Consider the following 18,268-nt stretch of genomic DNA (forward strand, 5'->3'; position numbering starts at 1 on the left):
CGGACCAGTCTTTGATGAATACTCGCAGATTTTTTCCCGTGGCCGCGCTCACCATGGCGCTGTCTTCCGCTCCAGCCTTTGCCGGCGTCGACAAGGTATACAGCCCACAGGTTGAACCGGGTGAGCTGGAACTGGAAATGCGCGGTGTCCATGGACTCAACTCTTCCGATGCGCACGAAGTCAATTTCGGCCTCGGTTACGGCGTTACCCAGAACTGGTTTGTCGAGGGGTACCTGATCGGGGAGAAGGAAGATGGCAACTTCAAAATTGAAGAAGCCGAAATCGAAAGCAAGTTCCAGCTGAGCCAAGCGGGCGAATACTGGGCCGACTTCGGTGCACTGGTCGAACTGGAAAAGAAACTCGAGGACGACGCCTGGGAAGTCAAGGCGGGCCCGATCATTCAAAAACGTATGGGCAAGTTCGTGGCCACCGCCAACCTCCTGCTCGAGCAGCAGTTTGGCAACGACAAGACCGAAGATGAACTCGAGTCGCTGGGCTCATTCCAGCTACGCTACCGGATGGGCCCGAGCCTGGAGCCGGCAGTAGAGTACTACGTGGATGAATACACCCAGGCGGCCGGCCCGGTACTGCTGGGTAACAACCGCTTCGGTAACAGCAAGATGAAATGGGAACTGGGTGTGATGTTCGCCCTGAACGACGACACCGAAGATGCCACCCTGCGCTGGCAGGCAGAGTTCGAGTTCTGAGCCCAAACTGCCCACTGCATGCCGCTGACCTGCGGCCATCCCCACAAAAGCCGCTTTCGAGCGGCTTTTTTATTGACCCGGTTCACGCGCTGCAGCCCGCTAGGCCGCGCTCCCGATCACCCCACCGTCGCGCTTTCAATGAATTTTGCGCCACGGTGCCACTGCCGGGCTGCGATGCCGCGGCCACCCACGGCTGCATCAACACCTCCCCAGCTCAATCACCGTGCGATGAATTTGATCGATATCGCAAAGCGGTTGCCGACCTGTCGCCAGAATAGGCCAAAAGATTCTCAATACCTGCCAGTTACCCTCTCGCTATGCGTCGATGCCGCATAATGCTCGCCCCCGATTCCGAATAGCCATCCGGCACCTGAATAACCGGACGTGTAGATCACCAACAAGGACAACAATGATCACCAGCTACCTGAAAAAATCATTTTTTGTTTTCATGTTTATCGCCCTCGCCGGCTGCGGTGGTGGTGGCGGCTCCTCCGACTCATCCTCGGGCGACAGCGGCACAACGCCCGGAGACAACAGCAGCGGTTCATCCGCCCCGGTCTCGGTGGAGCTGCCCGCTGAATTGAACCTATACAACGACCAGGCCCTGAGCCTGAGCGGCACCGTCAGCGGCGATGGCACCCTCAGCTATCAGTGGCAGCAGCTATCCGGCAAGCCAGTGACGTTCAGCACCGGCGAGGCGGCGAACACCGAAGTGCGCTACCCGCCGTCCATGGCGACAGAGACCTACGAGTTCAGCCTGACCGCGAGCAACAGCGCCTCGAGCGACACCGCGACCGTGCACGTCACCATCCACGACCGCATCGACGACGCGGTAACCGCCGGCGACCCCGCCCTGTTGCCGGCGACGGCGAGCGCGCTGGAACAGCGCATTCTCGATCGCGTGGCCGAACGCCAGCAAACCATTGCCGCGTTTGATACGGAAATTTTTGCCGGCCACCCCATCGATTTCGATCCGTCCAGAAACTCGCGCTTCTTCTTCCTGGACAGCATGAGCGATGCCATCGCCGCGATCATCGGCAATGGTGGTAAAACATTTGCCACTGCCACCGACAACGGCGGCTACCGCACCGTCGCCCTCGGCGACAACGTGATCGTGAAGCTCGACAACGGCCAGCAGGCCGGATTTGCGCAGCCGATGGTGAAGCTGCTCGACTGGCTGCTCACACCGCGAAACGCGAGTCTGTCCGGTGGCGGTGCGGTCCAGGTGGCGCTGATGCAAATGAGCTCCGGAAACATGAACGACACGGAGAACTGGCTGCAGGCGCAGGACTCCGGGGTCGCCATCACCCGCTGTACCGTGGAGGCGGAACTCGGCAGCTGCCTGAGCGGTGCCGACCTGGTGATCACCGGCGCGGCCGACACCAGCATGGCCGAGTCTGCGGTAACCGCGGCACTGGCGCAGGCGGTGGGCAACCAGCAGTCGCTGCTGTATGTACATACCAACAGCTGGAACTCCACAGCCCTGACCAATCCCATCCTGAAATTCTTTGCAGTGCAGACGCAGGCGCCGGGCAGCGCCGGCAACTACTTCGCGCAAGACGCGGCCAGCTGGAGTTCGGCGGAGGAAATGCGCAGTGCCAATTCGACCCTGTCGCGGGTTGCAGCGCTGGTTGCGCGCTTCAAGGACAACAGCTTCAGCTTCCAGATTGCCCAGTGCCAGGACGAAGACAACAACTGCAGCAACGTGCCGGCCTATGCGAGTGAATTCAGTGCAATCACTGCGGATCTGCAGGGCATACCGCAACGTTTTGACGCGCAGGCGCAGGATATCTTTGCCAGCAGCGGCAATTACCGGCTGGAAAAGCTGCTGCTACTGCTGGCAGACAAGTACCGCGAGACGGTGACCTTCCCGATGTGGAAAGACGTTACCCCCACGGTCGATTTCCTGAAGAGCTATTTTGCCGACTCGCTGACCTACACCAGCCGCGCGCACAATCCGGCGCAGCCGGATCTGGGCAACTTCAGTCGCTCCGATTTCAGCCATGTGACACCGATGGACAAGACGGTGCAGCTGACCAGCCGCCGGAACTTCCGCGCGGCCGGGGCCTATGCGCTGCCCGGGCAGACGTTTAGCGTAACGCGCACCGACAGCAACAGTGCCGCCGATGCCACCGTGTTTATCAACACCCAGCGCAGCAGTGCCACCCGCCACATGTATCCGTCGTCCAGCAACGCGCCGTGGGGCTACGTGCGGCCCAAGTTCCTGCAGTCGAGCCATATTCCCATCAAGGCTGGCGAGACGCGGGTGCTGACCTCCCCTTACGGCGGCCCGATCGAGATCGGCTTTACCGACACCGGCAGCGATATGACGTTTGAGTTTCACCAGGTCGGCCAGCACCCGTTCTGGCGCAGCGGAGACGATGCCGCAGCCTTCATGAGTGCACTGACCGCCAACAATTATGACTGGGCGGAAATCGCTACCGAGCATTTTGAAATTCACTCCAAACGCGACAAGCTGCTCGACACCCTGGCGAAGGACAGCCGCTGGGATACGCCGAGTGAATTCGAGCGCTATCTCACCAGATACCACCACAACTACCTGCGCGTGCTGGCCGGCTTTCAGGGCGAGGATATCGACACGGTACCGGAAGTCAGCGATTTTGCCGCGAGCCACGGTCTGGCACTGGCGGTGTGGGACAAGGTGCAGCACGGCACTATGGACCAGTCTGCCTGCGGCGCCGGCTGCTCCGGCAACCCCTACGATGCCACCTGGAGCTTTTCCATTCTCGGTCACGGCGACCTGCACGAGGTGGGGCACACGGTGGAGAGCGGGCGCTTCAAGTTCAATGGCTTTGAAGGGCATGCCACCACCAACTTCTACTCCTATTACGCCAAGTCGCGCGCGCAGGACGAAGACGGTGTGGTGCAAAACTGCCAGAAGCTGCCGTTCGATACCATCAACAACGATATCAGCGATAGCCAGAGCCAGGCCGACCCGGGCGCGTATATGGCCTCGCGAGGTTACAGCACCTGGAATTACGGCGCGGCGCTGGTGATCGATATGATGATGCACGCCGAAGAGAGGGGCGCACTGAGTGACGGCTGGGACCTGATCCCCAGACTGCACGTTCTGCAGCGGGGCTTCGATGCGGCCAGGGGGAATGACGCCGACTGGGACGCCGGCAAGGGCGAACTGGGCTTTTCCGGTTACACGCGCACCCAGGCCAACACTATCGATAACAACGACTGGCTGCTGATTGCGACCAGCTACGCCACCGGCCTGGATTACCGCCCCTATTTCGATCTGATCGGCCAGCCCTACAGCGCAGAAGCCAATGCCCAGGTGGCAGGCTTTGGTTATCCGGCGGTCGATCACGCGTTTTATCTGCCAGCCAGTAACCAGAGTTATTGCGACACTCTGGCGGGGCACACGGAGGAGATTTACTGACAACCAGCGTGTATTTATCGACGCGCAGGTAACCGAAACAAAAAAGCCACCGGATCAGGTGGCTTTTTTTCTTTCCGCTATTTGAACATCAGTTCCGGGTTCACCATGGACTTCATTTCCAGCACATTGCCGTTGGGGTCCTTGATGAAGAAGGTTTCCTGCTCGTACTCATCGCCGACAAAACGGCGATAGGGTTTATCCAGGTATTCCAGGCCGGCGGCTTCGATGCGGCGCTTCAGTGCCTGGAATTCGTCATCGGGCAGGTGGATGCCGAAATGCGGTACCGCCACCGCACCCATATCCACCTCGTGGCGCACCGTGGGCAGCTGTTCTTCGCTCTGGTGCAGAGTCAGTTCGTTGCCCCAGAAGTCGATATCGACCCAGCGCCCCTCTTCACTGTTGCCGGTTTTACAGCCCAGTACTTCACAATAAAAAGTCATCGCTTTGGTCAGGTCCCCGGCGGGGATAGCGAGATGCAAACAATTGGATTTCATGGTGCCTCCGGTTTTTTAGAGCGCGCTATCGGCAGTAGTAAACGCAATGATAATCCGAATAGTGCGCAAATATTATTGCTTTTACACCAGACCAGAGCTTTCCTGAAGGATAAAACTACTCCAGATTTGAATACCAGGCAATAACAGCTCCTGCCGCCCCGCCCGTTAGCAGAGAGACGGCAACAGCGGGGCCACATTCACTGCGCAGGAGCCATTTGCCGCGCCTATTTCCGGGCTGCCCCCAGGCGTCCCTCACCTGAGGACAAAGTGGGACAATTTCTGGCGCATAAATTCACCTGCAAGTTGGATATCGCGCATCTTAATTGCAAAGATGTTCAGGCGACTTTTTCTGCTTCTGCGATCAAACGCAGCCACGGCAGAGTAAAGCCTAACCGGCGGACCACACTGCGTCTGCTCTTTGTCCCGATATGGATATGTACTTTATGGCCGCGACCAGCACGGAAACTGAAACCCTTGCGCTCGATGCACATACGTTCAAGGACCTGGAAATCTTCGCGTCGGAAACCGGCGACGCGTGTCTGTTCGATTTCTGCAACCTGACCCGTACCGAGGGGGGGACCGCGGTGTTGCGGCGGCGCATGGAGCGACCGTGGTGCTCGGCGGAGCGGATACGCAGCACGCAGGAAGCGGTGGGCTTTGCCAGGGAACAACGCGCGCTGTTCGAGGCACTGCCATCGGCGTACGTAACCGGCATGACCGATACCTATGTGCACGAGATCCTGCCGCATCTGGATAGCCGCAATTTTTTCGAGTTTCTCATCAGCGCCTTCCAGCTGTGGTCGCAGCGCGGCAGCCACTATTACATTATCCTGCGCGGCGTACAGTCCGCCACCCGGTTCGTACGCGCACTGCGCAACTTCAGCACGCAGGCCCGATCATTGCCGGCGCGCGGCGACCTGGCCCCGCTGCTAGTGGAGTTACGGGCGCTGTTAAAGCGCCCGAAGCTGGCGCAGGTACCGGATTGCGATATCGCCAACTGGGGTGGCTGGCGTATGCTGCGCCTCGACCAGGCGCTGCGCGTTCACGAGCGGGATACGATCATCCGGTTGCTGGAACTGGTGCATGAAATCGATGCGCTGGTGGCCATGGCGGATGCCACGGAAAAATACGATTTTGTCATGCCGCAGGTCGAAGAGGGCCCGATGCGTGTGCAGGCCGAGGGATTGGTGCACCCCTATCTGGACAAGCCGGTGGCCAATCCGGCGGCGCTCAATCAGGACCACCGCGTGCTGTTCCTCACCGGCCCGAATATGGCCGGCAAGACCACCTACCTGCGCGCCTTTGCCACGGCGCTGTATCTGGCACACCTGGGCATGGGCGTGCCGGCACGCAGTTTCCAGTTTGCGCCGGTGCAGCGGCTGTTCAGTTCGATTTCCCTGACCGACGACCTGCGCCGCGGTATCAGTTATTTCCGCGCGGAGGCGCTGCGAGTGAAGGCCGTGGCGGAAGCCGTGGCCTCGGGTCACCGGGTGGTGGCGCTGATGGATGAGCCGTTCAAGGGTACCAACATCAAGGATGCCTTCGATGCGTCGCTGGCAATTCTGCAACGCCTCGTCACCAGGGAGAACTGCCTGTTTATGTTCTCTTCGCACCTGATCGAACTGAACAGCCATCTGGCCACCGCCGGCGGCCAGGTGGACTGCCGCTATTTCGAGGCAGTGGAGAACGGCGATCGCCTGCACTTTGATTATCGGCTGCGCCCGGGTATCTCCGACCAGCGGCTGGGCATGCGGGTGTTGAACGAGGAGGGGGTCTTCGATCTGCTCGACCGGAAGCCGGTGCGGCAACATCAGGCCCTAGCCAATCATCTGGCGCAGTGAACGCTCGATCTGGCCGCCGCAATAGCCGCGGCCATTTTCCTCACGCTGTATTTCCAGAAAGCGCCGAATCGCCGGGCGCGCCTCTACTCTGCGGCAGAGCCTGGCAATATTCGATGCGTGCTGCTGCAGATCGCTTTCCAGTGCGGGAAATGAGTAGATCATGGTGCCGAACAGCGCCGCCGTGGCGATATCGGCCACAGAGAGCCGGGTACCGAGCAGAAAGCCTTTGTCACCCTTGAGTCCGTGATCCCGGCCGGTCTTCTCGAAGATCGTCATCCAGTCGGCCAGGCGGCTGTAGCGGAACGCCTCCCAGGCGGATTTCTCCCACATCGTCGAGCCGTTGTAATTGGTGATTTCCATCAGCACGTCGTTACAGTCGAGGATGGTTTTCAGGGCAAGCGTGAGCGTTTCGGCGCGTTTGGGCAGGTAATCGAACTTCTTGCCCAGATGCATCAGGATCGCCGGCATCTGCGCGTAGTAGGTTTTGCTGTGGCAGTCGTACAGGTAAGGCGGCGCCATCCCGGGGTTGCTGATTTTCAGGCTTCTGTCCGGGTAGATCTCGCTGGCGTCATGCATTTTGTAACTGGCCCCACAGTCTTCCAGCAACAGCCGAATAAAATTGCCGCGGAACGGCAGATCCCAGTAGTAGAGTTTGTAATCAATGGCCATTGCTGAAGCTAGCCCCTATTTTCCCGATAAGTGTAAGTCCGGGCACCTCTCGCGCACCCGGAGGCCGTGCCAGGTCACTCTAGTCAGCAGCGGCCACGCGGTGAATTGGAACCGTATCGTCCTCATCCCAGCCCAACGTGATTCCATCCGGCTTGATTGCCAGCGTCGATGGAAAGGCATTTCTACGGGGAAACCAGAATAGCTTGGAGTACAGCATGGTCCGCCCGTCCGCCAGCGCATAGGGCTGCACCGGCACGCCGGCAAAACTGCCCTTTACGCTGCCGCCTTCTTGCCACAGGCGCAGGTCCATATCCAGCATATCGGCCCAGCGCCATACATAGTGCCCTTGCGGCAGCTTGTCCTGATCACTGGCAATGGCAGTACCCAGTTCTTCCGCCATGCGCTCCGGCGTGAGCCCGTCGAGCACACCGAGGGTGTCGGCAATACTGGTGACGTAAGCCCAGGAATAACTCATACCCCGGTTGCTCAACACGATGATATCCAGCTTTTGCGCCGGCAGCTTCCAGATCTCGGTGCCGGCAATACCGTTGTGGCCGATAACTTTGCCTCCCGGAAACTCATGGACTTCAAAATTGAAGCCATAGGGTGCGGTCTCACCACTGTTCAGTCGCACCGGGGTCCACATCTGCTGGCGATTTTTGTTGCTCAACAGCGTGTTGCCATTCAGGGCCGCGTTCCAGTGGATTACATCCTTCAGAGTGGCAAAGATATTTCCGGCACCGCCGAAATTCTTGTGATCCAGCTGCAGAAAGCTGTCGCGGTTAAAATCGTGGCGCAGCACGCCGTGCGATACCGCGTAGCCGGTAACCTGGTTCGGCATTACCCGGTCGTAGTCGTAGATGTAGGCGCCGGTCATGCCGGCGGGCTGGAAAACCGCATCGTGCATCAACTGCGGAAAAGGTTTCCCGGCAACCCGCGAGGCAATGATCGCCAGCAGCTCGGGGTTGGTATCGCCGTAGTGGAATTCTTCCCCGGGGGAAAAATCCGGCTTGAGTTTTGCAACCTGCTGCAGGTAATCACTGATCTGCAGCGGTTTGCCGAGGTCTGGCTCGCAGATGACACAGGCATCGCGATCATCTTCATAGCCATTGAGGCCACTGGTCTGTGTGAGCAGGTGCCGGATTTTGATTCCGCTCCAGCTTTTCGGGAGCTCCGGCAGGTATTTGCGAATGCTGTCATCCAGCGCCAGTTTGCCCCGCTGTTCCAGGACCATAATAGCGGCGGCGGTAAACTGCTTGCTGACGGAAGCCAGCCAAAACGCAGTGTCCGCGGAAACCGGCACGCCGTACTCGACGCTGGCGAGACCATAGTAGGATGCCTTGAGCAGCTTGCCGTCGTGAATGACTGCCAGGGCGAGACCCGGCGTCTGCGCCTGCTTCATCAGCTGCTGGATATTTTTATCAATCTTGGCGGAAGTGGAATCGTCCCATTGCATATCGCTGGCCTGGGCCGCGGTAAGAGTAGCGGCTGCCAGCGCAGCGGCGGCGAGTAATCGAAACATCCTGCTAACCATAATTTTCTCCCTGAGTTCCCAAAGCGGGAATTGCCATTCATGGACTCGTGAGCGGAATGGCACTCCCGGTTGCAACGCCCGCGATTACTCCGGTGAATGACCGCGATACATTGGATACCGGCGCTCTTTTTATGGCGAAACACATTTTATGCGCCAAAGCGCTGTTTATTATTGCTATAGGAGGCGGTTGAAACGTATTTCTCAACAACCTGTGAATTGTGCGTATGGATCGTTAGGTTCACCAGAATAAACCAGGCGCGGAAGCAATATCCATCGCTATAGATACCGACAACGGCCGCCATCCGAATAGCAACATGATGTAGTACCGATCCGGTCGCCGCACTCGCGATAAAGCGCGAATACCGCGCCAATCTCTAGCGCCGGTGCACCTTTGGCACCCGCGCCGCTAGTTCACGCAAATACCATTGGGTATATTCGGGGCGAGGTATGCGCTCCGGCGGCGTTTCTTGTGTCCGCTGTCGGGCGAGGCAACACGATGTTCCAACCCCCAATAAGGAGATTGACCATGCCCAAGTTTGTCATCGAAAGAGAAATTCCCGGCGCCGGAGACCTGACCAAGGAGGACCTGCAGGGCATTTCGCAAAAATCCTGCGGGGTGCTGAAGGAACTGGGGCCGTCGGTGCAGTGGCTGCAGAGCTATGTGACCCAGGACAAGGTGTACTGTGTGTACATTGCCCCGGACAAGGAAGCCGTGCTCCGCCACGCCCAAATGGGTGGTTTCCCGGCCAACTCCGTGTCGGAAGTCACCGCCGTGATGGACCCCACCACCGCCGAGTAACAGCGCCCGCTGCGGAGCCGGCTGCAGCGGCCGGCTCCGGCCATTGCCCGCCCCCAACCTCCCCGCTGTCTCGCGATTCGAGCGTCGGGCGCCGATACCGATCCACATTAAAGACAATCGTGGAAACGGCGCTCGTAGAGTGCAGTTTTCCAATGACCGCACAGACCCCACGCGTGCACGCAAAATTTTTCCACTTATAAAAGTAACTGCGCACTTTATTGCCAAGCCTTCCACGAAAACCGGTTGGGGGCCGGTAAAAAAAGTGGAAAACAGGCCCGGATTCCGGTAAATTCCGCGCTCATTTTTTGACCAGACCCACTCAAACCGCGATTGGAACCCGTGCGGGCAGCACCGGATTCGGCCGTGGCTGACTCAGAGGTAATCGATGAAGCTGACCAGGTCCCTGCTATTGATGAGCGCCGCGCTGGTGTCCGCAATGACCCACGCCGAAGTACTCTGGCAAGACAACAGCCTGACCGTGCTGCACGGCAATCACTACACCGTGGATTACAGCCTGCATACGGATGATTCCAGCCGAGATGTGGTCACCTTCGAGCACGCCAGCGGCCACAGCTGGGGTGACCTGTTCCTGTTTTCCGATTACCTGTCATCCACTGCGGACTCGAGCGAGCTGTACACCGAGGTCTCCCCGCGCCTGAGCCTGGGTAAACTGAGCGGCCGCGACTTGTCTTTCGGACCGGTAAAAGACGTGCTGCTTGCCTCGACGCTGGAGCTGGGCAACATGGACGATCCCGACCACCTGACCGTTACCGGCCCGCACTTCACCAACAAGCTGGCCGGCGTGGGCTTCGATCTGGCGGTGCCGGGCTTCAATTATGTGCAGGCCAACTTCTACCACCGCGACAACGACGACAAGGCTGCTAACGAGCAGCTGACGCTGGTGTGGGCGCTGCCGTTTGCCCTGGGTGGTGCGGATTTTCTCTACGACGGCTTTATCGATTGGGCCAGCGCTTCCGCCGACGCGCACGCCAATATGAATTTCACCTCCCAGCTCAAATGGGATGTCGGCGCCCGCTGGGGCAAGCCGAAGTCGCTGTATGCGGGTATCGAGTACGTTTACTGGAACAACAAGTTCGGTATCGAGGACGGTACCTACGGCATCGATTCCAATGAGCGCAACGTGAACCTGTTGCTCAAATACCACTTCTGACACCGGCCACCGTTATGACAGATCTTCATTCGCCCGCCGATACCGGCACTGCCACCGCCCGCACGGCTCAGCCATCTTCGCTGCTCGAGCGGCTGTTCAAGTTGTCGGAGCGTGAAACCAACGTGCGCCGGGAGGTGATCGCCGGCGTGACCACTTTCCTGACCATGGCCTATATCATTTTCGTGAACCCGAACGTGCTGGCCGCTGCCGGCATGGACAAGGGGGCGGTGTTCACGGCCACCTGCCTGGCGGCTGCAGTGGGCTGCCTGATCATGGGGCTCTACGCGAACTATCCGTTCGCGCTGGCACCGGGCATGGGCCTCAGCGCATTCTTCAGTTATGTGGTCGTCGGCGAGATGGGCTACAGCTGGCAGGTGGCGCTGGGCGCGGTGTTTATTTCCGGCATGGTGTTCCTGTGCCTGACCGTGTTCAAGATCCGCGAGTGGATTATCGACAGTATTCCACTGTCGCTGCGCCAGGCGCTGGCGGCGGGCGTGGGCCTGTTCCTGGCCATTATCGCGCTGAAGAGTTCCGGCATTGTCGTGGCCAGCCAGGCCACACTGGTGACCCTGGGTGACCTGACCCAGAGTACGGCGCTACTGACCGCGGTGAGCTTTTTCCTGATCGCCGCGCTGGCCCACCGGCGCACGCCGGGCGCGGTGATGATTGGTATCCTGATTGTCACCGGCATTGCGCTGACCACCGGCCAGGTCAGCTACAGTGGTATCTTTTCCGCGCCGCCGAGCCTCGTGCCTACGTTCCTGCAGCTGGATATCGCCGGCGCCTTTAACGTGGGCATGGTCAGTATCATCTTCGCGTTCCTGTTCGTGGACCTGTTCGACACCGCCGGCACCCTGCTGAGCGCGGCGGACCGCGCCAAACTGCTGGACAAGGAGCACAAGCTGCCCGGCATGGGCAAGGCGCTGATGGCTGACAGCTCCGCGTCTGTCGCCGGCGCTCTGCTCGGCTCCTCCACCACCACGACCTTTGTCGAGAGCACCGCGGGCATCGCCGCCGGCGGCCGCACCGGCCTGACTGCCGTCACCTGCGCGGCGCTGTTCCTGCTGGCGATGTTCTTCTCGCCGCTAGCCCATATGATCCCCACCAGCGCCACATCCGGTGCGCTGCTGTATGTGGCGGTACTGATGACCTCGGGTCTGTCGTCTATCGACTGGGACGACATCACCGAAGCCGCGCCAGCGGTAGTGGCCGCGGTGATGATGCCGCTGTCCTTCTCCATCGCCAACGGTATTGCGCTCGGTTTTATCGCCTACGCGGTGATCAAGACATTGAGCGGCCGCTCGCGCGATGTCAGCATCAGCGTCTACCTGCTGGCAGCATTGTTTACTGCCAAGTTCATCTTTTTCTGAGGGGCGACTCACATGGGTAACAACGTGAACAAGCACTTTATCAGCGCGCAGCAACTGCTGGCGGACTCTTTCGCGCTGGCCGAGAAGGTCTTCGAGAGCGGCTTTCGCCCCAACTATATCGTCGGTGTCTGGCGCGGTGGCGCGCCGGTGGGTATCGCAGTGCAGGAGCTGCTGCACGTGATGGGTGTGGACGCAGACCATATCGCCATCCGCACGTCGTCCTATACCGGTATTGGCCAGCGCGACAAGCAAGTGCGCGTGCACGGCCTCACCTACCTGATCAAGCGGGTGGAGTCCCACGATAACCTGCTGATCGTGGACGACGTGCACGATTCCGGCCTCAGTATCGACCAGACCATCAAGGATCTCCACAAGGCGTGCAAGAAGAACACCCCGTCGATCCGCGTGGCCACGCCCTACTATAAGCCGAAGAACAACAAGACCGAGCGCGAGCCGGATTACTACGTGCACAAGACTGCAGAGTGGCTGGTATTCCCGCACGAGATCGACGGCCTGTCGCGCGAGGAAATTCTCGAGCACAAGCCGGAGCTGGCACCGTATATTGACCGGATTTCAACGACGGATTGATCACCGGCGTTGCGGGCGCGCAGCTGCTGCGTCCGCAATCCTCTTTCTCCCTCAACCAGCCCACTATTTCGACCTTTGTCCCCACCTATACTGTAACCCTCTCACTATTACCCCGGCCTCTGCTGACTCGACACCGGGGCCAGATTACAGCCTATTACAGCACTTTCGGAAACACGGCCGCACCAACTCCCGCGCGCTAACATGCATGGCGCGGACTGCCCATCTCGGTCTCCCGGGAAATTGCCACGTGGCCGGTGACAAAAATACAAGAATGGGACAACGCCATTACGGCGCTATAGAAATCTGTTCTGACCCTATTTTTCTATCGCTTGAAATTGATGACTTTTTTCACTTAGATAGCCTGCGTCCAGCGACAGGATAACCGAACATTTTCGATTTTCTCCCGACCGACACGGCAGTACCGCGGGCGCGAATAGGTAAACGGAGTGCACACATCCCAGAACAGTGACTCCGGGCTCAACATTGCACGTTTGAGCCAGCTAATGGCAACGTTGATAAAGGAATCATCAATGCACCAGGCACCCACCTCCCCCGGCTATGCCGGACTCCGCCCCTACGGCCAAAGCGGCACCGGCCGCACCTTGCTGGTCAACTCCCATTACAAGCAGATGCTGGATCAATTCCAGCAGCTCAGCAAAGCCTCCAGCAGCGAGGGCTACCATGCCCAGGCCATCACCAGGGCCGTAGGAGGATTGCGCGGCTGCGTCGCACCGGCAAATTCATTTATGAAGAACGGCAATCCAAACCGCCGCTGCATTGTCTTTTCGGGCTTTGAAATCGAGTATGAACTCAATAGTTATTATGGTGGGCCGCAGACGGATGTGGTGATTGTTGATATACGACTTACTCCCCAATCGTCCAGCAAAATTAAAAAGGCAGCGTTATGGCGGACAAACTATCAAGAGACCAGAAGTCAGTGGATAACAGCTGAGGAGCCATCTCTTCACCTGAGCGGAGACAAAGACCTCCCAGGAAATGAAAATCAGCCCATCAAAGTAGGTATCAATGGTTACTGTAATAATTTAAATCATGCGGCTGGAATGCTCCCCTCACATATAGCAAAGGGAGAAAAGATCAAACTTAACATGCTCAAGGGAACAGGCTACCAGCTTTTTTACGTACCGCAGAGTGGCTCCGCCATAAAAGCAGGCTGGAGTTTCATAAAGGAACTCGGTCAGCCAGCAAGCCAAGACGAACAACAGGCAGCTCGAATCCTTGCGCATCACATTAAAGAAGCCCATGATAAAGGCCTCCATGTCGAATGGACCAGTCACAGGGGAGGGTCAAAGGTCCTTACCCAGGCAATGAAGCTGCTCGCTAAAGCAAATATTAACTTAGCGAAGAAGCAGAAAATATTTTTGAGCGATCATACTTCTGATCAATATGAAGCCGACCTGGCGAGACGTGCCTTAGGGATGAATACTGACGATAGTAAATGGCATAACTCCACCCCCGGAGTTGCCCAATTATTGGGCGGAAGATCACTGGGCGCCGCAGACCTGTCCTGCTCAATTAACGAGCTATTTCACCATACACCACGAGAAGAGCGTGCAGGCAAGGTGATAGATACGTTTGTGGAGGGCAAAAAAGCCATCAAATCTGCAATGGCTGCAGGAAGCAGCATCGCGGTAATCGTAAACACATTTGGTTTCAGTGCAGCCTTTGCCTCAGCAATTTGTTCAACGCTAGCCTCCACCACCCTTGCCAGCATCCCCAGCCTTAACGAGGGATATCACAAAAGCTCTACGGATCCGGCAAAGCAACTGGCAAACAAGTTAGTCTCTAAAAAATAGGGAGCTCACCGGTGATATTCGGAAGTGAAAAAAATCCTAAAGGGCCTGCCTTTAAAAAGGCCAGACCTATAGAGAAAAATCTTTCTGGAATTAAATTGTGCTTCCGTGCACCTCCCAGTTCAGACCCCCTATCATCGATCGAAGAATGGGAAAGCGAACCTGCTTCACGAGATATTTATGACCTTTCTGTATTTAGACCGCTAAACTGGATTCGGAAGTCGGGAGAGCGCCATGAATTCAAAGAAATTCAGATGCTTAGAGCCTATTCGAGCCGATGGGGATTTAGGGGTTTACCAATTATCGAGGGCTATTGTGGATATATCAATTTCCTAATTGATGTGAATTTTGTCGATGATCTCCCTGTAAATGAAACACTATTCGAAAACCAAACTTTAGCGCGCGAAGCTTATCGATCTTTTGAGCTAACCGAACTAAGTGACACTCACAAGGGACATTCTGATGATCCAATGGATCTCACGCCCTACTCCTGGCCATCATACCTGGGACCGATTAACAGCCAATGGCAAAACTTGGGAAATAGCGACTGGTTTTATTTCGAAAGCCAGCCTTTAGTAAATGATTCGGAAATGATCACTTGGAATACTGCAATTACTGACAAGCACTATCTAAGTTGTCGCTTCATTATCAATCGATCAGCCCGAAATGCCGGCAATTCCTATCAGATAGAGCAGCGCGTCCCGAGAAATAATTTTATTGAATTCGCAAACCAGGTGATGGAAACGATCTCAATCGAGCTTCCTCTGGACATGCTCAAGCGGCGCGCTCAGATTCAAGCACAGATAAAAGCTAATGAAAAAGTAATATTGACCTGCACTAGAATGCAAGTTGAGGAAGCCAAACACGTGCTCTATATGTGGAGCGACCGAGAATACGAGGCGCCGGGGAAAGGAGAGGACGACGACCACCGCGCCGATCCTGACGACGTGGCCGCTTTTGTCGATGAGCGGATCAAGCCTCGCCCACTGCCCAACAGCTACCCACCGGGCGAGGTTCTGAACCTGGAATCACAGGCAAACACCGCGGAAGCGGAATCCGGCTAGAGCCAAGTCTACCCGGGGCACACCACGCGCATCGGCAATGCAAACTGGAAACGCCCCGGGTTGCCGAAGCCGCACTGAAACAACAGCCGGCCTCGCCGGCTGTTTAGTTTCTGGTCATCTCAAACCGATTGAGAATGCTATCGAGCAGATAGGCAAGCAACATCAAAATCAACAGCGCCACAGTAACAGACGTCAGCCGGTAGGCGGTGCCGTACAGAATATCCTTGTTGGGCTGCATATATTGCCCGAACAGAATGCCAACGGTGGTCAGGGCACCGAACCCCATACCGGAGCCGGCGCGCTCCACCAGGTGCAGCTTCGCGGTCATCAGTACGGTAATGAAAAGGGCCAGCACCACCAGCAGCAAGTGGCTGATGAGGTTGTACATTAACAGCTGCACTGTAATTGCGAGCATACAGCCGTAGGCGACCCCTTTGCAGCGATTCCAGGCGGCGGTAAGAGTGCCCTGGTAGGTCATCGGGAAGAGCACCAGCATGGTCGCGACCTGCGCCGACAGCGAGTCTTTGAGATCCAGAGTCTGGAAGACCATAAAAGACAGCGTCGCCAGTATCGCACCCATCAGGATGCGATGGTTGACCTGCGACGGCCGCAGCTCCTGCCGCGGTGGCGGCGCTACGGGTTCCGTCTCCGGAATCAGCCAGTAGAGCACTGCGGCAGCAACTACCGAGAATAGCGAAGCCAGCCCGATAGCGGCGACCATGTCCATGATGTTGGTGGAGTCATAGCTGGAAAAGTGCAGCAGTGTCGACAGCGTCACCAAACCGGCAGCCCCCAGCAGGAAGTATGGTGTGCTAGCCATAAGCCGGAAGTGCCAGCAGTAAACCGCAAAGACTCCCAGGGTCATCAGTAGTGGATACGGCTCGAAGAAGGTAAACAGAAACCACACTTCCAATACATTGAGCAGGGCACTACCCAAAAACTGCGCGGCGATCAGGCGATCGAATTTCGGCAGCATACCCAGCAGCAACATCGGGTAAACGGTAAAGAAAACCCCGAAAGGCCAGCCCATTAACTTACACAGGAAGAAGCCGCCGCAACTGCCGAAGGCGATGCGCAGCAGCCGTCTTTTTTCCTGTTCGGTGAGATTGGTCGACATCATCAGTAGGCGCTTTAGTAAACGTAATGCAGCAGGCTGATAATGCGCATCTGGGTTTTACCGACCCACTGCAACAGGCCACTGTCCGTACCCGCCAACATGACCGTAGCGCGCGAGCCGGTAACCAGTGACGGTGGCAGCTTGTCTTCCAGCTCTACATAGATCCGCACCCGCTGCGCGTCGCGGACCCAGCGATCGCTGTCTTCCGGCGCGGCCAGCCGGCCGTTGGGGGAAAGCTGGCCCTGCGCCACACCCAGGTCACGACTGCTCAGCACGGCGGTAAATACGCGGCCGGGCAGCGCGTCGAATACCACCCAGGCCCGCGCCTTGTCGCCGATACCGGACAGGGTCTTCTCGCGGAAGTCGGCGGCAATGCGCTCCTTGCCGGTTACCACCAGAGACATCAGGGACTGTTTGGCCTGTGCCTGAATACCGGAAACCAGCTGCAGGTTGGAAACCACCCCGTCTTCCGGCGCGCGCACGTCAGTGCGCGACAGTGCCAGCTGGGCGGAATCCAGCTGATTCTGGGCCTGGCGCACCAACAGGTTCTGGTCGCCCGCAAGCCCCAGCTGTACGCGGATCGCGCGACGCTTTTCCTTCGCTGAAACCAATTGTGCCGCAGAGGTATCCACAGCCGTGGCGGCCTGGTCCAGTGCCTGCTGGCTCACCACCTTGGTAGCGCGCAGAGACTGCAGGCGCTTGAGCTCGCGATTCTTCTCGATGTTAGCGGCATCGGACGCACTCACTGCCGCGTCGGCCTGGGCCAGCTGGGCGCGCAGATTGTCGTTGGTCTGCTGGGCGGAGCCCAGCGCCAGTTCGGCTTTCTGTACCGCCAGCTCGTAGTCGCTGGGGTCAATGCGGAACAGCAGCTGCCCGGCTTTGACCTTCTGGTTGTTGGCCACATCCACTTCGACCACTTCGCCCGCCACGCGGGGGGCAATGGTCAACACCGGGCGCTGCACCATGGCATGCGGCGTCATGGGGATGACCATATCGGCCATCAGCACATAGGCAAGCACAAGCAGGAACAGCCCGCCGGCACGGCGCATCCAACGATTGAAATGCTTGTCTGCGGTCATTTTTTTACCTCTTCCAGTACCGCTTGCGCGTTACTGATGATGATCTCCAATACATCGTGCAGCATCTTGCGCTGTTCACTACTGACGCCCTTCAGCAGCATTTTTCGGCCATCCCGGGCAACGACCTCCATTTTGCCGAGCAACTCCCTGCCGGCTTCGGTAAACCAGACTGTGCGGCAGCGCCCGTCATCGGGGTTGGTGCGTCGCTCGATCAGGCCGGCCTCTTCCAGCTGGCCGAGGGTTCGCACCAGCGAGGGCTGTTCGACGCCGACGTTGGCCGCCAGTACGGTTTGCGTGCAGCCTTCGCCCACCTTGTCCAGCACCAGCAGTGCCACCCAGCGGGTCTGGGTCAGCCCCAGCTCGGCCATATAGCGGTCGACCACCGTGCGCCAGGTATGCCCGGCGCGGTTCATCAGCCAGCCCAGATTGCTTTCCATAAGGATCTCGATTTAGTTAGCATGCTAAGAAATATAACACATGGTTAGCCTGCTAACCAATTCGGTCGGAGACTTTGTGGTCACATGCCCCCCCGGGGACACAAGCAGTTATGGAGAGATCAAGGGGGCCAACTACAGCTGAGTCGGGACGGATACCACAGAGAAGTGGTCCGGATAG

General features: G+C 58.0%; 15 protein-coding genes. 9 read left to right on the forward strand and 6 right to left on the reverse strand.

Going from position 1 to position 18,268, the window contains the following annotated elements; translation table 11 throughout:
• Positions 1 to 14 precede the first annotated feature (14 nt).
• Together ABDK11_RS17645 and ABDK11_RS17650 are read left to right on the forward strand one after the other, a co-directional pair.
• Positions 15 to 707 carry a hypothetical protein gene (locus ABDK11_RS17645; RefSeq protein ID WP_346837838.1) on the forward strand — a complete coding sequence of 231 codons (693 nt, stop codon included), beginning with the start codon at positions 15 to 17 and terminating at the stop codon, positions 705 to 707.
• A gap of 409 nt (positions 708 to 1,116) precedes the next feature.
• Complete coding sequence (locus ABDK11_RS17650) at positions 1,117 to 4,116, forward strand: ImpA family metalloprotease (RefSeq protein WP_346837839.1); 3,000 nt, start codon at positions 1,117 to 1,119, stop codon at positions 4,114 to 4,116.
• Between the two features lie 77 nt (positions 4,117 to 4,193).
• Here ABDK11_RS17650 and ABDK11_RS17655 read toward each other — a convergent pair whose 3' ends face one another.
• Positions 4,194 to 4,610, reverse strand: a complete 417-nt coding sequence (locus ABDK11_RS17655) for a VOC family protein (RefSeq protein ID WP_346837840.1) — start codon at positions 4,608 to 4,610, stop codon at positions 4,194 to 4,196.
• A gap of 443 nt (positions 4,611 to 5,053) precedes the next feature.
• Here ABDK11_RS17655 and ABDK11_RS17660 point away from each other — a divergent pair, with 443 nt between their 5' ends.
• Positions 5,054 to 6,451, forward strand: a complete 1,398-nt coding sequence (locus ABDK11_RS17660; protein ID WP_346837841.1) for a hypothetical protein — start codon at positions 5,054 to 5,056, stop codon at positions 6,449 to 6,451.
• Here the strand turns inward: ABDK11_RS17660 and ABDK11_RS17665 are convergent.
• Together ABDK11_RS17665 and ABDK11_RS17670 are read right to left on the reverse strand one after the other, a co-directional pair.
• Complete coding sequence (locus ABDK11_RS17665) at positions 6,428 to 7,120, reverse strand: glutathione S-transferase family protein (RefSeq protein ID WP_346837842.1); 693 nt, start codon at positions 7,118 to 7,120, stop codon at positions 6,428 to 6,430. The genes ABDK11_RS17660 and ABDK11_RS17665 overlap by 24 nt on opposite strands.
• 79 nt (positions 7,121 to 7,199) lie before the next feature.
• The gene (locus ABDK11_RS17670) at positions 7,200 to 8,642 is read right to left on the reverse strand and encodes a serine hydrolase domain-containing protein (protein WP_346837843.1); all 1,443 of its coding nucleotides are present in this window, start codon (positions 8,640 to 8,642) and stop codon (positions 7,200 to 7,202) included.
• A gap of 538 nt (positions 8,643 to 9,180) precedes the next feature.
• Here ABDK11_RS17670 and ABDK11_RS17675 point away from each other — a divergent pair.
• The 6 genes from ABDK11_RS17675 to ABDK11_RS17700 all read left to right on the forward strand — a co-directional run bounded on the left by ABDK11_RS17675 (position 9,181) and on the right by ABDK11_RS17700 (position 15,457).
• Entirely contained in the window at positions 9,181 to 9,453 is a 273-nt protein-coding gene (locus tag ABDK11_RS17675; protein WP_346837844.1) for a DUF4242 domain-containing protein, read from the forward strand.
• 385 nt (positions 9,454 to 9,838) lie between these two features.
• Complete coding sequence (locus tag ABDK11_RS17680) at positions 9,839 to 10,624, forward strand: outer membrane protein OmpK (RefSeq protein WP_346837845.1); 786 nt, start codon at positions 9,839 to 9,841, stop codon at positions 10,622 to 10,624.
• A 14-nt stretch (positions 10,625 to 10,638) separates the two neighbouring features.
• The gene (locus ABDK11_RS17685; RefSeq protein ID WP_346837846.1) at positions 10,639 to 11,994 is read left to right on the forward strand and encodes an NCS2 family permease; all 1,356 of its coding nucleotides are present in this window, start codon (positions 10,639 to 10,641) and stop codon (positions 11,992 to 11,994) included.
• Between the two features lie 24 nt (positions 11,995 to 12,018).
• On the forward strand, positions 12,019 to 12,582 hold the full coding sequence (locus tag ABDK11_RS17690) for a phosphoribosyltransferase family protein (protein ID WP_346840216.1): 564 nt from the start codon (positions 12,019 to 12,021) through the stop codon (positions 12,580 to 12,582).
• A gap of 530 nt (positions 12,583 to 13,112) precedes the next feature.
• Entirely contained in the window at positions 13,113 to 14,396 is a 1,284-nt protein-coding gene (locus ABDK11_RS17695; protein ID WP_346837847.1) for a hypothetical protein, read from the forward strand.
• Positions 14,397 to 14,407: 11 nt separating this feature from the next.
• Positions 14,408 to 15,457, forward strand: a complete 1,050-nt coding sequence (locus ABDK11_RS17700) for a hypothetical protein (protein WP_346837848.1) — start codon at positions 14,408 to 14,410, stop codon at positions 15,455 to 15,457.
• A 103-nt stretch (positions 15,458 to 15,560) separates the two neighbouring features.
• On the opposite strand, the gene ABDK11_RS17705 is transcribed toward ABDK11_RS17700, so the two are convergent.
• The 3 genes from ABDK11_RS17705 to ABDK11_RS17715 are packed head-to-tail and all read right to left on the reverse strand — an operon-like array spanning position 15,561 to position 18,090.
• A complete protein-coding gene (locus ABDK11_RS17705) occupies positions 15,561 to 16,577 on the reverse strand; it encodes a DUF2955 domain-containing protein (RefSeq protein WP_346837849.1) in 1,017 nt (338 codons plus the stop codon).
• A gap of 11 nt (positions 16,578 to 16,588) precedes the next feature.
• A complete protein-coding gene (locus ABDK11_RS17710; protein WP_346837850.1) occupies positions 16,589 to 17,653 on the reverse strand; it encodes an HlyD family secretion protein in 1,065 nt (354 codons plus the stop codon).
• Positions 17,650 to 18,090, reverse strand: a complete 441-nt coding sequence (locus tag ABDK11_RS17715) for a MarR family transcriptional regulator (protein ID WP_346837851.1) — start codon at positions 18,088 to 18,090, stop codon at positions 17,650 to 17,652. The genes ABDK11_RS17710 and ABDK11_RS17715 overlap by 4 nt, the downstream gene beginning before the upstream one ends.
• Positions 18,091 to 18,268: the final 178 nt, after the last annotated feature.

The sequence above is a fragment of the Microbulbifer sp. SAOS-129_SWC genome (genome assembly GCF_039696035.1).
In the GTDB taxonomy this organism is placed as follows: domain Bacteria; phylum Pseudomonadota; class Gammaproteobacteria; order Pseudomonadales; family Cellvibrionaceae; genus Microbulbifer.

Bases quoted from the DNA above. Each gene is read 5' to 3' on its own strand.
- ABDK11_RS17715 (WP_346837851.1), bottom strand. From the start codon at position 18,090: ATGGAAAGCAATCTGGGCTGGCTGATGAACCGCGCCGGGCATACCTGG.
- ABDK11_RS17685 (WP_346837846.1), top strand. From the start codon at position 10,639: ATGACAGATCTTCATTCGCCCGCCGATACCGGCACTGCCACCGCCCGC.
- ABDK11_RS17705 (WP_346837849.1), bottom strand. From the start codon at position 16,577: ATGATGTCGACCAATCTCACCGAACAGGAAAAAAGACGGCTGCTGCGC.
- ABDK11_RS17675 (WP_346837844.1), top strand. From the start codon at position 9,181: ATGCCCAAGTTTGTCATCGAAAGAGAAATTCCCGGCGCCGGAGACCTG.
- ABDK11_RS17665 (WP_346837842.1), bottom strand. From the start codon at position 7,120: ATGGCCATTGATTACAAACTCTACTACTGGGATCTGCCGTTCCGCGGC.
- ABDK11_RS17695 (WP_346837847.1), top strand. From the start codon at position 13,113: ATGCACCAGGCACCCACCTCCCCCGGCTATGCCGGACTCCGCCCCTAC.
- ABDK11_RS17680 (WP_346837845.1), top strand. From the start codon at position 9,839: ATGAAGCTGACCAGGTCCCTGCTATTGATGAGCGCCGCGCTGGTGTCC.
- ABDK11_RS17645 (WP_346837838.1), top strand. From the start codon at position 15: ATGAATACTCGCAGATTTTTTCCCGTGGCCGCGCTCACCATGGCGCTG.
- ABDK11_RS17710 (WP_346837850.1), bottom strand. From the start codon at position 17,653: ATGACCGCAGACAAGCATTTCAATCGTTGGATGCGCCGTGCCGGCGGG.
- ABDK11_RS17660 (WP_346837841.1), top strand. From the start codon at position 5,054: ATGGCCGCGACCAGCACGGAAACTGAAACCCTTGCGCTCGATGCACAT.
- ABDK11_RS17655 (WP_346837840.1), bottom strand. From the start codon at position 4,610: ATGAAATCCAATTGTTTGCATCTCGCTATCCCCGCCGGGGACCTGACC.
- ABDK11_RS17650 (WP_346837839.1), top strand. From the start codon at position 1,117: ATGATCACCAGCTACCTGAAAAAATCATTTTTTGTTTTCATGTTTATC.
- ABDK11_RS17670 (WP_346837843.1), bottom strand. From the start codon at position 8,642: ATGTTTCGATTACTCGCCGCCGCTGCGCTGGCAGCCGCTACTCTTACC.